14 protein-coding genes and 1 pseudogene are annotated in these 12,997 nt (G+C 42.2%); 3 read left to right on the top strand and 12 right to left on the bottom strand.

Going from position 1 to position 12,997, the window contains the following annotated elements; translation table 11 throughout:
• The first annotated feature begins 293 nt into the window (after positions 1–293).
• The gene (locus APA_RS02300) at positions 294–1,547 is read left to right on the top strand and encodes an aminotransferase class I/II-fold pyridoxal phosphate-dependent enzyme (protein WP_201320707.1); all 1,254 of its coding nucleotides are present in this window, start codon (positions 294–296) and stop codon (positions 1,545–1,547) included.
• A 152-nt stretch (positions 1,548–1,699) separates the two neighbouring features.
• Here APA_RS02300 and APA_RS02295 read toward each other — a convergent pair whose 3' ends face one another.
• The 10 genes from APA_RS02295 to APA_RS02250 all read right to left on the bottom strand — a co-directional run bounded on the left by APA_RS02295 (position 1,700) and on the right by APA_RS02250 (position 8,900).
• Entirely contained in the window at positions 1,700–4,081 is a 2,382-nt protein-coding gene (locus APA_RS02295) for a TrkA family potassium uptake protein (protein WP_201320706.1), read from the bottom strand.
• 117 nt (positions 4,082–4,198) lie between these two features.
• Positions 4,199–4,459, bottom strand: coding sequence for a Txe/YoeB family addiction module toxin (locus tag APA_RS02290; RefSeq protein ID WP_201320705.1), 261 nt, complete (start codon positions 4,457–4,459; stop codon positions 4,199–4,201).
• A 2-nt stretch (positions 4,460–4,461) separates the two neighbouring features.
• The gene (locus APA_RS02285) at positions 4,462–4,710 is read right to left on the bottom strand and encodes a type II toxin-antitoxin system Phd/YefM family antitoxin (RefSeq protein ID WP_201320704.1); all 249 of its coding nucleotides are present in this window, start codon (positions 4,708–4,710) and stop codon (positions 4,462–4,464) included.
• Positions 4,711–4,773: 63 nt separating this feature from the next.
• Positions 4,774–5,049 (bottom strand): antitoxin, encoded by a 276-nt coding sequence (locus APA_RS02280; RefSeq protein WP_236579373.1) that lies wholly within the window; start codon positions 5,047–5,049, stop codon positions 4,774–4,776.
• Between the two features lie 28 nt (positions 5,050–5,077).
• The gene (locus APA_RS02275) at positions 5,078–5,299 is read right to left on the bottom strand and encodes a type II toxin-antitoxin system HicB family antitoxin (protein WP_201320703.1); all 222 of its coding nucleotides are present in this window, start codon (positions 5,297–5,299) and stop codon (positions 5,078–5,080) included.
• A gap of 2 nt (positions 5,300–5,301) precedes the next feature.
• Positions 5,302–5,520: a type II toxin-antitoxin system HicA family toxin gene (locus tag APA_RS02270; protein WP_236579372.1), complete on the bottom strand. Its 219-nt coding sequence runs from the start codon at positions 5,518–5,520 to the stop codon at positions 5,302–5,304.
• Between the two features lie 34 nt (positions 5,521–5,554).
• Complete coding sequence (locus APA_RS02265; RefSeq protein ID WP_201320702.1) at positions 5,555–5,707, bottom strand: hypothetical protein; 153 nt, start codon at positions 5,705–5,707, stop codon at positions 5,555–5,557.
• 17 nt (positions 5,708–5,724) lie between these two features.
• A complete protein-coding gene (locus APA_RS02260) occupies positions 5,725–6,420 on the bottom strand; it encodes a DUF2290 domain-containing protein (protein WP_201320701.1) in 696 nt (231 codons plus the stop codon).
• Entirely contained in the window at positions 6,413–8,578 is a 2,166-nt protein-coding gene (locus tag APA_RS02255; RefSeq protein ID WP_201320700.1) for a DEAD/DEAH box helicase, read from the bottom strand. Before APA_RS02255 ends, APA_RS02260 begins: the two co-directional genes overlap by 8 nt.
• A 79-nt stretch (positions 8,579–8,657) precedes the next feature.
• On the bottom strand, positions 8,658–8,900 hold the full coding sequence (locus APA_RS02250; RefSeq protein WP_201320699.1) for a hypothetical protein: 243 nt from the start codon (positions 8,898–8,900) through the stop codon (positions 8,658–8,660).
• A 135-nt stretch (positions 8,901–9,035) separates the two neighbouring features.
• Between APA_RS02250 and gltX the strand changes: the two genes are divergently transcribed.
• Positions 9,036–10,472 (top strand): glutamate--tRNA ligase, encoded by a 1,437-nt coding sequence (gltX, locus tag APA_RS02245; protein WP_201320698.1) that lies wholly within the window; start codon positions 9,036–9,038, stop codon positions 10,470–10,472.
• 54 nt (positions 10,473–10,526) lie between these two features.
• On the opposite strand, the gene APA_RS02240 is transcribed toward gltX, so the two are convergent.
• Positions 10,527–11,708 (bottom strand): RtcB family protein, encoded by a 1,182-nt coding sequence (locus APA_RS02240; protein ID WP_201320697.1) that lies wholly within the window; start codon positions 11,706–11,708, stop codon positions 10,527–10,529.
• Between the two features lie 91 nt (positions 11,709–11,799).
• Here APA_RS02240 and APA_RS02235 point away from each other — a divergent pair, with 91 nt between their 5' ends.
• Positions 11,800–11,964, top strand: a complete 165-nt coding sequence (locus APA_RS02235) for a hypothetical protein (protein ID WP_201320696.1) — start codon at positions 11,800–11,802, stop codon at positions 11,962–11,964.
• Positions 11,965–11,984: 20 nt separating this feature from the next.
• Here APA_RS02235 and APA_RS25655 read toward each other — a convergent pair.
• Positions 11,985–12,942 (bottom strand): annotated as a pseudogene (locus APA_RS25655) (IS1595 family transposase).
• Between the last annotated feature and the right edge of the window lie 55 nt (positions 12,943–12,997).

The raw sequence follows: 12,997 nt of genomic DNA, 5'->3' as shown, positions 1-12,997 counted from the left end.
ACAAGCCATTTAAAGCGATTTTCGATCAAACGATCCACAAAAAGTTTTTTGTTCGGGTGTGAGCGGAAAGTGCCGTAATCTCACAAATGAATTAGGATTGCTTTATGTGAGAAGCTTTTTTCTACTGAAATCAAATAGGACTGCGATGTATTTATGCTTATATGATACTAGAACAAATTCAAGCCTAGAAAGCAAAAATGACGTTATTTGTCTCTTTTGCCTATTTACCTTTGCTAGACAAAATCACTCATATTCGCGTAGGATCATAAACCGTCAAAAAATCCTAAGCATAAATGACCTCTGACAAAATGAAGTTGCTGGTTGCAGAAGCCGTTACCGCCCTTGCACCGACATTTACCCAAATAGATCTCCATGTAAAGAAAAATCTCGAAAGGGTTTTGCAGGCTTTTCGCGATCGCCGTGTGGGGGCGCATCATTTTGCCAGCGTATCAGGATATGGACATGGCGATATGGGACGTGATGTTTTAGATGAGGTGTTTGCGCAAATAATGGGCGCAGAATCTGCCGCCGTGCGCGTGCAATTTGTCTCAGGAACCCACGCGATCGCCTGTTGTTTATTTGGAATTTTACGCCCCCTTGACGAACTTTTATCAGTTGCTGGTGCACCCTACGACACTCTCGAAGAAGTAATCGGCTATCCCCTCACATCTGATAGTCAAGGAACAGCTTATGCAGGCTCCCTCAAAGACTTTGGAATCACCTATCGACAAGTGGATCTAACTCCCACAGGAAGTATAAATTGGGAAGCCTTGGCAACAGCCGTCAAACCACAGACTCGCATGGTCTTGATTCAGCGATCGTGTGGCTATGCATGGCGAGAGAGTTTATCCATTGCCGATATAGAACGCATCATTCAATTAGTAAAACAGCAAAACCCCAATACTGTCTGCTTTGTGGATAACTGTTATGGTGAATTTATTAGCGATCGCGAACCAACTGCGATCGGAGCTGATATTATCGCAGGTTCTTTAATTAAAAATCCTGGTGGCACGATCGCTACTGCTGGTGGATATATAGCTGGTAAAACTGAATATGTCGAGCTAGCAGCCCAACGCTTAACGGCTCCTGGGATTGGACGCGAAGGCGGTGCAACTTTCGATCTCAATCGTTTGCTCTTTCAAGGGCTATTTCTTGCGCCACAAATGGTCGGTGAAGCGATGAAAAGTAGCCACCTCGCCGCCTATGTGTTTGATCGACTAGGCTACAAAGTCAAACCACTACCATTTGAGCCACGCCACGATATTATTCAAGCGATTCAACTTGGCGATCCAAAAAAGCTGATTGAATTCTGTCGCAATCTCCAACGTTTTTCTCCCATTGATTCTTACGTCGATCCTATCCCTGGAGAAATGCCAGGATATGTCAGCCAGTTAGTTATGGCAGGCGGAACTTTTATCGATGGCAGCACCTTAGAACTCTCGGCAGATGGCCCCTTACGTGAGCCTTATACGGTATTTCTGCAAGGTGGGACACATTGGACGCATCTAGCGATCGCTCTCGAAAATTTCCAAATTGAAGCCTTATAACAAGCCCCAAAAGACAAGTGTGGGCGCTTGTCTTTTGGGGCTTAGAAACCATTTAAGAATTACTTGCTGCGGTCAAAAGCTCTAAGAGATCCCCCTCAATCCCCCTTAAAAAGGGCAGGGCTGGGGGGATCTAGTGCAATTCTCTTTTGGTTTTACAAAGGATAGATTTTAATTGGGAGGAGTCGCATGAGTGCTTGCCCTAAGCGATAGGCTTGCGTATCATACATCGGTAGCTCGATTGCAGCAGGGAGACTTTGCATAAAGCGTCGAGCAAGCTCTAGATCGCAACCTGAAATATTTTTTAGCTTATTTCCAGCATCAAGCAACACACTGGAATTGAGAGGAGGCTTGGCGCGTAACTGCCAACTTTTTGGCAAATGGAGATTGCCTAACTCGATGCGCCTTAGTCCTGAGATGGAAGCTAATAGCGTCAGGCGATCGCCTACTTTCATCACCTCATCATCAGATGGCATATAAAACTCTCTATGCCCATCGACTTTTGATGCGCTAGTCTTGAGATATACTGGCACAACTGTATAGCCATAGGCAATTTGCGAGAGATTTTTGCCGATCAAGGTGTCATTCTCCACAATGATATATTCGGCGACTAAAACTGTGCGATGATTCAGTCGAAACAGACTTAACATGTTTTCGCCAAAAGCTGCTCCTGCAAAGGCTTCGGCAGAAAGGGCATAGGCGCAAAAAGATTGAGAACTTGGCAAAAGTCCCGCTAAGTTCTCGCTGAAATAGCGATCGTAGGTGCGGATCGCGAGGTTCATTTGCCGATTGATTTTTTTGGCTGCATCACGAGCTAATAAAGCTGCTTCGAGATTGAGCATTTGATCGTCGGTGACGGAAAGAATACTTTTCGCTTTTGCCAGATTTGTTTTCGATAATTCTTCGATGATATTGCCAGTGAACCAAGGCACTTTGTCGGCAAGATCGCAGTCGTGAGGGTTTTCACTGACGATCACAAATGGAATTTTCAATTTGAATAGAAGATCGGCGATTCTCTGTCCCAGCCGCCCAAACCCAATTAGGACAATATGATCGCGGGCGGGCAAAGGTAGCGATCGCTTAAAAAATTCAAACTTGGCACTGAGAATGCTATCGGCAATCAATCCGACTACACCCAAAACGAAGAGTAAGCTAATCAGAGTTATCGATAAGCAAAATATCACCACCCACAAAGGCACTTGGTCTTCACCTAGTCCACCAAAGACATCTCCAAATCCGCCTAACAACAAAATCATGCTTGCAGAAATTGCCTTTTGCCATGAAATATTCGGCACATTAAAGAATAAAACTACTGAGCTAATGCCCCAAAGTACAATTGCGGTAATAGTGCCCCATAGAATCAGGCGGCGCGATCGCACTGCTTGAAACCAAGCGACAAGCTGATGCCATTTTGACTTCCAAAAGACTGAGCCTGAGATTTTTTGCAGGAGTTGATCGATTTTCTGAAAAGAGGAAGAACCCTTGTGTAAAGGACGCTCAGTTAGTTCTGAATATTGTCGGCTAGTCGTGGAGAAATCATTTTCGACAAATTCAATGAATGCGACTTTATCGCTAACTTGGACAATTGTATCAGGTTCCCATTGAAAGAATAGGCGCTCGGAATTAGGATCGGCAATACTCAAAAGCCGAGAATTTTTCTTGTGTAACAGATAAGCAGGCGTTCTCAAAAAACGATAGTCGTCTGACTCTATAGAGCGTTCTACTACCCGTAATTTGCGATCGCCTAATTGAAATAGTCCTAATGTGCCTTCGCCCAAGCCTGCTACCGCAAAAGCAGCCGCAGGAAGATCCACAGGATCGAGGGCAACAAAGTTTCCTAGTTGATCTTTAAGTAACTGATTGAGATTTTGACGAGAAGAGCGCACGACAATATGCACATTGGGGTTGAGGCGACGAGCAGCGATCGCAGTTTCAATATTTACATTCTCGTTGCTAGTAACTAGCAAAATCCCTCGACAGCGATCGATTCCTGCTTTGATCAATACTTCAGAACGGCGACAATCACCTACAATTATGGGTTGATCGAGCAATTCTGAGAAGTTATCGAATTCCATGATCTCTGGCTGGATTCGATCGATTGCACAAATTTTCACTTCATATTCGCGATAGGCAAATTTCTTTAAGTTAAATACAGAGTGCTGTCCGAGGCTGCCCAATCCACAAACGATAAAGCGATCGTATGCGCTCTCGTGATCTGAGTCTAAATTTATAGCTGGCTTTTGTAGCTCTTTCTCTGCGCTGTTTATCGATACTTGCTCTTGCTCGAACTCAATTCTTTCGATCCATAGTGGTAATGGCTGCCCAAACCAGAATGCATAAATTCGCGCCGCCTTAAAATTTCGGTCTTCATAGTCATAGCAACATTTGGCGATCGCCTCTACTAACAATTGGCGATCGCCAAAATTTGTGGACTCAAGCAAGATATGTAATTCTTTGCGCTTTTGCCTGACTGTGACATTTACTTTGATTTCTAGGTCAAGTAAGCAAGTTTTGATAAGGGGTACAAGCGATCGCATTCTTTATTCACATTCTCAATCTAATAAATTCGCCAAAAGCTTAATCATAAACCATGAATATTAATAGAAGGTTATCTTAACTCGTTAGTAAGGATTTCGGATCGTTGCTATTTGAACTTATTCATAATGTGACCACATTCGCATGATTTCCACAGTATTGCTTTCTTTAAGCACGCGATAAACCAAGCGATGCTTGATATTTATACGTCTCGAATAAAATCCTTGTAAATTTCCGACTAATTTCTCGTAAGGTGGTGGATTTGTAAATGGATTTTCTCTGAGTATGGCAACTAGTTCTTTAGTTTTCTCAAATAGCCCAATACTTTTCAATTTTTTTAAATCTTCTTGGGCTTTTTTACTGAGGATAACTTCCCACATTGTTACAATCCTAGCTCTTGAGCGTTTACCCATTCACTTCTGGGGCTGGTCATGACCTCTTTGAGCGAGTCAATATATCCATGTATGGAGTTAAGATAGATAGTCTCTTCGATCGCTGCCCAGTCTTCTTTAGAAATCACAACCACGTCATTTTCTGAGCCTTTAATCATGACTGGTTTATGGTTTGTGCTGACTTGATTAATCAAGTTATTAAAGTTGGCTGTTGCTTCTTGAAGTAGTAAGTAATCCATTGTATTTCTCTATTTAATTGATGTGATTGTGTGGTAATGAACTTTTAGGGGCTGAGCAATATTTCAGGTTAAGTCTTTCCACGCTTCATTTTCTTCTTCACTAAGCCAATCTTTTGATAATGAAGATTCGAGTAATGGAGGTTGCTCTCTCGTTTCCATGAAGTCATCTGAGAAGCGATCGATGCTATTCCAGAGGGTTTGCCAAGGGTTATTTTTTGGGATGAGAATGATCGCGTTGCCGACTTTTTTGATATACACTTCTTCGCCAACTAGTTGAAATCCGTCTGGCAATATGGCTAGTTGTTCGTTGCCTTGCATTCTGAGTTTGGCTGTGTTCATGGGTTTGTCTTCCTAAATTTATTTTGAATTATGCAACGATTTGATAAATTACGGGGCGATAACGTGGGTTTGGAATTGTTTTGTTTTCTGCCTTTGCTGCTTCTAACCATGCAGTTTTAGCAAGAATTACTTCATTGAGCGCTTGTTGTGGAGTTTCACCGATCGCTGAGCAATATTTTAAATCAGGGATATCGGCAATATATGCCTCATCTTCTTCGCTGTAAAAAATGTTGATGTGATAGTCTTTCATGGTTATTCTCCTAGTTGTAGGTTGTACTGTTCGATGATTTGTAAAAACTGTTTTACTTGATAGGGTTTGGCTTTGCCGCCCATGTTTTGGATGTTGATTGGTTCGGGAATGTCGGAACGGATAAAAATATGGTGACTTCCGTTGATGCGCGATAGTCTAAATCCAAAGGCTTCGATGAGTGTAACCATGTCGTCAAAGGAGACGTTTTTAGTTCCTGTCAATATTTTTTCTAGCAGTTTCCGTTTTTTGCTTATATCATGATTTCTCTCCTGTCTTACATTTCCCATAGCCAAGCATTGATTTTAGCGATGAGTTGTTGGGTGGTTTGTTCTCCTGTGAATAGGCTTGTTTGGATTGGTGATAGGCTTTGGCAGAGTTGATTAATCGCCTCATTAACACTTTTGCCATAAAGGGTGATCGCTAAACTACTTAGTATTTAGAGAAGACAACCTCTTTACAGGAACCTGAAAATGTACAATTTTCAACTCTTCAGGATGAATTGAGTTCTCAAACTCTTCAGAAAAAAATGGTAGCTGATCTGAGTACTTCTTAAAAGCTGTATTGTAAAAATTTCGCAGTAAAAAAGAGATAAAACAGTAAGGTGTCAGAGGGGCGGCAATCGGTATCCTACAATTTTTGTACTGTCCCAAAGTTAAATGAGATTTTGGATGCTCTACTGGGACAAAAACTTCTTCTCGACAGTCAAAATCAAAACGAATTGGAAATGGCACAATATTTCGTGCAATGACATCTGCATACACAACGTCTTCTAAATATATGTCAGGAGAATTTTGAAACTCTTCTAGGTTAGGTGATGGATAAAAGCCAAGAGAATGACGTTCTAATCCTTTAGCATTGTATAAGTAACGCATTGTGACTAAGGCTCCATCTGGCAACTTTGTAATATAAGCCCGTTCAGAGGCAAGATTTTCATAAATTTCTGCATAACTAAAGTTTTTTAACGCGATTGATAAATACTCCGATTGAGGAAAAGTAACCTCTACTATATTATTATTTCCCTTTCTCACAAAGGGATAGTTCTGATCACTTGACAAACCAACTTCAACCAAGTAGCCAAGTAACTGCTTAATATGCGTACAAACCTCTTGAGGGCTAAGCATTAGTAAATAATCCTAATGATTCTTTGAGCGCAGTAATTTTTTCCTCTTCTAATTTTCCTGCTTTAATATTCTCAAGAAGTTCTACAAATTTCTTGTCCTCTTTGTTCCTTTGATTGCGTTCTGCTGGGGATATATCACGATGAACAATACTCATCTGCTCTCGTTCAGCTTGTGTGGGATATCGAAAATGTAATTCATAATTTTTGCTTTGCAGAGACTTATATTCATCTATTAAACTCTGCATCCCTGCACCGATTCCAAGAACCCTAACCCATGCTTTGCTGCGTGTAATTGCTGTAAACAGTCGATTCCGAAGAGTTGCAAGATTTGCAGAGGTTGAATTACAGTCTTGAGCATTGATGATATAGACCATCCCTGCTTCATTACCCTTAGCGCGATAGATGCCTGTAAATGTAATCGATGGTATGTCAGATTTAAAAAATATATCTGGATCAGTATCTACTCCAGCTAAGTGTGAATTTATTTCACTTTCTAACAATTTTTTGCGAATTGAGCCAACTTTTTCCCTAGTTGTTAATGGATCTGGATTAATGACGACAATATCGTCATAAGAAAGTTCTTCTTGCTGTAAGTTTTTCTTTATTTCATTGACAACCCAATTACTCTGTTCTTCTTCATTCTTGAAAACAATAAACTGAATTAAGTCATCAATTTGAAATTGCTCCTCCAAAAATTCTGGGCTTGCCGCAGGTGTTCTCTGGAGAACTACGTTAGAGCCGTCCTGCAAGTCGCCTTCCTTAGCCTCATACCCAATTTCTCTCCAGAGTCTAGATTCCCCAAACATTTGCACTAGTCCTGTTTTTCGATTTGCTGGCGGCTGACGATAAATCCCGAAGCCTAGCGAATGAGCAGTAACCAATACAGGACGAGAGTTTCGATAGCAGATGTCTAGAATAATATCACTTCTAGGTTTGTCAGGTGTTGGGGCGGGAAAAGTAACGCGAGGTGCTCCATCAGGGTGGTTACCAAATATTTCTTCAGGAGTTGCGACTGAAGTTCCCGAAAGATTCTGTAACTCGTCATAGGCATAGACAAGCCTTTTGGGATCATCAAGAATCTCATAGCACAGACGTAAGAATGAAGATGGAAAATCTTGAGCTTCATCAACCAGAATTACATCATATAATTTCTTGGCTTTGTGAGAGTGTGTTAATGCGTTTTTACATACAGCATCAAATACATTGCCACTATTGAAATTTCTTGTAGCAGAAGGGAAATCAAAATATGGAGCATCTACAGAACGACAAAACTGATGATAAATTCCGTCTCGTTCGCCACCACCAGGTGCTCCCCATGCATTTAATATTTTTATTTGTTGTTCCCAATCAGACCCATTTCCTGTTTGTATTAAGAATGTATCAATTAGTCTCTTTAATTGCCCCTTTAAAGCCCTTGTATTGAAAGTAACTGCTATTTGCCACTCTGGATGTTGAGAGTGTAAATATGCTGCTTTTAAAGCAAGTACAATTGTTTTCCCTGAGCCTGCAAGTCCTCGTATACGTTGAACACCTTGCACAGTTTCAATAACTGCTTTGTTTTGTGAATTGTCCAACGTCGAGATCGAATCCTCTAGTTTCTTTAACTTAGCGCCACGTGAATTTAACTTCGTGATAGATCTGCGGGCTTTACTTTTACGAATCGTCGATATATTCTGCAATGCAGAAAGTGTTAATCTATAGTATGTGAGGTTGCCTTTATCCCAACTAAATTCGTTTAATGCGGTAGGTAAAGAATCTTCATTTACAAGACTATATTCAGATTCGTCTGTAAAATCTGTTGAAGCTAATCCTGGAGCAAAAGAAATTGTGTGAATCGTTACCACAAGATCTCGCCGATTCATTAATTCTTTGTAATTTTTGAGGCGAGATTCAAGTTTATTAGCCAAATCATCTTGACGCTCTTCAAATCCCGAAACATCTGAACCTTCAATCAGATCAAAAACAACTATTCCTTTACTAGGAGACACCCACACAGCATCAATAGGGAAACTTCCCTCAGGGCTAGGACTAGCAATAATAGGATAGCCAATAAATAATTCTCCATCTCCATTTTCTAGAGAAGAGAAGAACTTTACCAGTCGCCCACTTGATGCTGGCTTGCTATTAGTTCCCTGAACAATTGATGTTGCAGATGTCATTTACCTAATCTCCCAGTTTCCGACCTTAGACATTTGTTATGATAACAAAAATTGATTATATTTCTGCTCATTAGCTTTTTCATACATGGCGGCGAATACTCTTGAAAGAAACAACATCGCCATTTTCAAAATCTTGCAAAGCCTCTTGAAAATCTTCCTTAAAATTAGGAATACTCAACAACTCTTCTGTTGCATCATTGCTTTCTCTTTCATCAAGATAAGCCAAAAAATCCGCCGCCACCCGCAATCGCTCAGGTGAAAGCCTTTGTAAGATCGCCTCAATTTTCTGCACAGTATAAAGATCTTCAGCAACAGCTTCCATGTGGATCACTCGAAAAACATACTGCAAACATTTTACAAGAAATTTAGCTAACTCGGTTTAAACTTCACTTTCAGCTTTTTTCGACACAGTAACGTGATATGAAGGATAATTGGATTTTATAACGTTTACAAATTCATGTCTGTTCGAGTTCGTATTGCACCAAGCCCCACGGGTAACCTACATATCGGCACAGCCCGTACCGCCGTATTTAACTGGCTGTATGCCCGTCACAATAAAGGGACATTTATCCTTAGAGTCGAAGACACCGATCGCGAACGCTCTAAAGACGAGTATACCCAAAATATATTAGAAGGCTTGGCTTGGCTGGGGATCGACTTTGATGAGGGGCCATTTTTTCAAACACAACGCAGCGATCGCTATATTGCCACCGTACAGAAGCTCCTAGCCGAGAAAAAAGCATATTTTTGCTACTGCACAGAAGCTGAACTAGAGACAATGCGGGAAACGCAAAAAGCCAACAAACAAGCCCCACGCTATGACAATCGCCATCGCCACCTTACCGACGAGCAACGCCAAGCCTTTGCAGCCGAAGGTCGTCGCCCCGTAGTTCGCTTCATCATCGATGAGCCACGCACCGTTGCATGGAATGACCTAGTACGCGGCACTGTCTCATGGAGCAGCAGCGACCTCGGCGGTGACATGGTAATCGCCCGCGTCGATGAACAGGGCAACATTGGCTTACCTCTATATAACTTTGCCGTAGTTATCGATGACATCGATATGGAGATCACCCAAGTCATTCGTGGTGAAGATCATATTGCCAACACCGCCAAGCAAATTTTGATTTATGAAGCCCTAGGCGCAACACCACCGCAGTTCGGACATACGCCACTGATTCTCAATCAACTAGGCGCAAAAATTTCTAAACGCGATGGCGCAACTTCCGTTTGGGAATTTCGGAATATGGGTTATATTCCTGAAGCTTTTAATAACTACATGGCGCTGTTGGGATGGTCGCCTAGCGATGGCAAAGAACTATTCACATTGCAGGAAGCCACTGAAATCTTTAGCTTCGATCGCGTAAATAAAGCAGGCGCAAAGTTTGATTGGGACAAACTAAATTGGATCAATAGCCAATATTTGCACTCATTGCCGACCGAAGATGTTTGCGATCGCATCACACCATTCCTCAAGGAAGCTGGTTATGATTTGGAATCAGTTGATCGCCAATGGTTGCTCGATCTCACCAAACTAATTGCACCAAGCTTAACGCTGCTGACCGATGCCGCGACAATTAGCAAGTTCTTCTTCACGGAGTTTGAAGACTATACCGATGAGGCAAAAGCAACTCTCCAAGGCGATGCGATCGCAGGTATTATCACAGCACTAATCGAGGAGCTAAAAGCAACTTCAGACCTAGATACTGATATTGCGGGAGAAGTAATTAAAACGGTCATGAAGTCTCAGGGTGTCAAAAAAGGAGTAGTGATGAAGTCACTACGGGCAGCGCTCACAGGCGATTTACATGGCCCCGAAATCTTGCCGACCTTTGTCTTACTTCATCGCAAAGGTTTAGCATTGTCACGGTTGCAACGCGCCTTAACGCCTTAGGTTAAAAAAGCCACGCTCCGCGTGGCTTTTTTTTTAATATATTTGCTGTAAGCATTAGCCTTTTACACAAATAATCTGCTTCAAAGTAGCGACTACTTCCACTAGATCGGATTGCTGGTGCATCACTTGCTCAATTGGTTTATAAGCCGCAGGAATCTCGTCAATGATGCCTGTATCCTTTCGACACTCAATTCCTTGAGTCTGTTGAATTAAGTCATCTAATGTAAATTGATCCTTCGCCTTACTCCGCGATAGTAATCGCCCAGCCCCATGAGAACAGGAACAATAACTTTCGGCATTTCCCTTTCCTTTGACAATGAAAGACTTTGCTCCCATTGAACCAGGGATAATGCCATAGTCTTCTATTCTTGCCCTTACTGCACCTTTGCGAGTGACATATACATCCTCACCAAAGTGAACTTCCTTTTCTGCATAGTTATGATGACAATTTACAGTTAGTAATGGCTTTACAGGCTTACCACCGCTAGCATACTTCTCGATAATCTTCTTAAATCTTGCCATCATCACATCGCGATTAAAACGTGCATATTCCTGCGCCCATTGCAAATCGCGCCAGTAGGCGGCAAATTCAGAAGTACCAGCCACAAAATAGGCAAGATCCTTATCTGGTAGAGAAGTCCCTGCTAATCTGGCTAGTTCCTTAGCGGTCTCGATATGTCTTTGAGCAAGCATATTGCCAATATTTCGAGAACCAGAATGCAGCATCAGCCACACCTGATTATCTGTATCTATGCAAACCTCTATGAAGTGATTGCCACCACCGAGAGATCCCATTTGCTTCATGGCTTTACCTTCAAGGTGCTGGACACCATCATGTAAATCACCAAATTCTCGCCATCCTTGCCAATTGAATACTGGCTTTTCGACTTCTTTGTTGTCATTAAAGCCCACAGGAATTGCAGCTTCAATTTCGAGACGAATTTGCTTGAGCTTACCTTCTAACTGCTCATGGCGAAATGGAGTTTTGATAGCTGCCATGCCACAACCAATGTCTACACCCACCGCCGCAGGGACGATCGCTTCTTTCGTCGCAACCACAGAACCGACGAGAGCGCCTTTGCCGAGATGGACATCGGGCATTAGGGCTACATGTTTAAACACAAATGGTAAAGAAGCGACATTTTTAGCCATTTTAGTTTCTTCATGACCAAGGTCATGATCTGCCCAAGACAAGACAGGCTTGGGCGTTGAGATATTTAACTGTTGATAGGGCATAATCTTGACTTCACAATGTAGTATGTATACTACATTGTGAAGCATAATCGCGCAATAGTTTGTAGCGCTTTGCGCTCAAACCCAAATCTGAATGAATAACCCCGCCGCAAGCGGACAGGGTATCGAATTCTTTTTTACTAGAATTACTCACACCGCAGAGCGGTGGGGTATTTACCCTCTTAGTTTGAATAAGCTATTGGTCAACGATCGCGTGCAAGCGGCTGTCCTAGCATTGCGATCGGGATTAGTGGACTAGATTTTTATAAAGTTTTTGGCTCAATAGGCGATTCGGGGAGGTAAGGAAAGTAGGGAGTCCAGCAAAGTACTCAGCAAAGCTTTACCCCTCGTCTTAGCATTATGGACAAACTCAAAGAAGCTCAAATACAAAGGTAGCTTTTCTTGAGATATACCGCGATGAGGTCGTAGCCAAGAGCGCAAAAGCGACCAAAAGCCTTCCATCGTATTGACATGAACTTCACAAAAGCCATCATCATCTTCATCTCTGGCATATTCTCCCGCACCATGACAAACAGATTTGTGAGCATAGCCCCAATCTTGTAAAGGGTTGTAGATAGCATATTCGTCAGTGTAAACCATAGTACCAAGAGTAATCGTAGCTTTAATCAGAGGCTCAATAGTTCGTTGTTGCACGTTTTCTAACATGCGAATTACCACTTCACCACCGCGCTGAATCATGCCGAAGATGGGTGGTTTTTCTTTTTCAAGTGTGTCCCCCGCCCCCGAACCCCCTTGAGGCGATTACGCCTTCCTTTGCGCCCTTTTTTTTAACTTCTTCGGGTTTGCCTTTGTGTCCTGCTGTCACATATACCTCGTCACACTCGACTGAGCCAGATAAGTTTACTTCAGGCTTGCCTTGGTCAATACCTTCTCGCAATTGGGTGGTCATATCTTGCACCACATCCTTGTCTAGGTCTAGTTCTTGGGCAATTTGTCGATTCGAGAGATTTAATCCCATCAAATACAGACACAATATCCACATCCGTAGTGGTTGATGATGTCCTGCGAATATTGTGTCGGTTAGATCGTCAAAGTTGGCATTGCAAGTTTTACACTGGTAACGTTGGCGGGCAGGTTGCGTTTCATCTTTCCCACGCTTGATCACCTCTGAGCTTTTACATTTTGGACAGCATACTCCTCTTGTCCATCGCGTCTGACGCACTGTTTCGTAACATTTTTCATCATCGATTAGATGGGTTAAGTTCACACTCAGCATAGTGATCGCTTCTTTTGGTTTTCGCTACAATATTATCAATTTATTCCTTTCTTTC

This window comes from Pseudanabaena sp. lw0831, assembly GCF_016584665.1.
Taxonomy (GTDB): Bacteria; Cyanobacteriota; Cyanobacteriia; order Pseudanabaenales; family Pseudanabaenaceae; genus Pseudanabaena.
This window is presented reverse-complemented; position numbering and strand designations above follow the sequence as displayed.

Coding starts and splice junctions, on each gene's coding strand:
- APA_RS02300 (WP_201320707.1), top strand. CDS start 294: ATGACCTCTGACAAAATGAAGTTGCTGGTTGCAGAAGCCGTTACCGCC.
- APA_RS02295 (WP_201320706.1), bottom strand. CDS start 4,081: ATGCGATCGCTTGTACCCCTTATCAAAACTTGCTTACTTGACCTAGAA.
- APA_RS02290 (WP_201320705.1), bottom strand. CDS start 4,459: ATGTGGGAAGTTATCCTCAGTAAAAAAGCCCAAGAAGATTTAAAAAAA.
- APA_RS02285 (WP_201320704.1), bottom strand. CDS start 4,710: ATGGATTACTTACTACTTCAAGAAGCAACAGCCAACTTTAATAACTTG.
- APA_RS02280 (WP_236579373.1), bottom strand. CDS start 5,049: ATGAACACAGCCAAACTCAGAATGCAAGGCAACGAACAACTAGCCATA.
- APA_RS02275 (WP_201320703.1), bottom strand. CDS start 5,299: ATGAAAGACTATCACATCAACATTTTTTACAGCGAAGAAGATGAGGCA.
- APA_RS02265 (WP_201320702.1), bottom strand. CDS start 5,707: ATGGCAAAAGTGTTAATGAGGCGATTAATCAACTCTGCCAAAGCCTAT.
- APA_RS02260 (WP_201320701.1), bottom strand. CDS start 6,420: ATGCTTAGCCCTCAAGAGGTTTGTACGCATATTAAGCAGTTACTTGGC.
- APA_RS02255 (WP_201320700.1), bottom strand. CDS start 8,578: ATGACATCTGCAACATCAATTGTTCAGGGAACTAATAGCAAGCCAGCA.
- APA_RS02250 (WP_201320699.1), bottom strand. CDS start 8,900: ATGGAAGCTGTTGCTGAAGATCTTTATACTGTGCAGAAAATTGAGGCG.
- gltX (WP_201320698.1), top strand. CDS start 9,036: ATGTCTGTTCGAGTTCGTATTGCACCAAGCCCCACGGGTAACCTACAT.
- APA_RS02240 (WP_201320697.1), bottom strand. CDS start 11,708: ATGCCCTATCAACAGTTAAATATCTCAACGCCCAAGCCTGTCTTGTCT.
- APA_RS02235 (WP_201320696.1), top strand. CDS start 11,800: ATGAATAACCCCGCCGCAAGCGGACAGGGTATCGAATTCTTTTTTACT.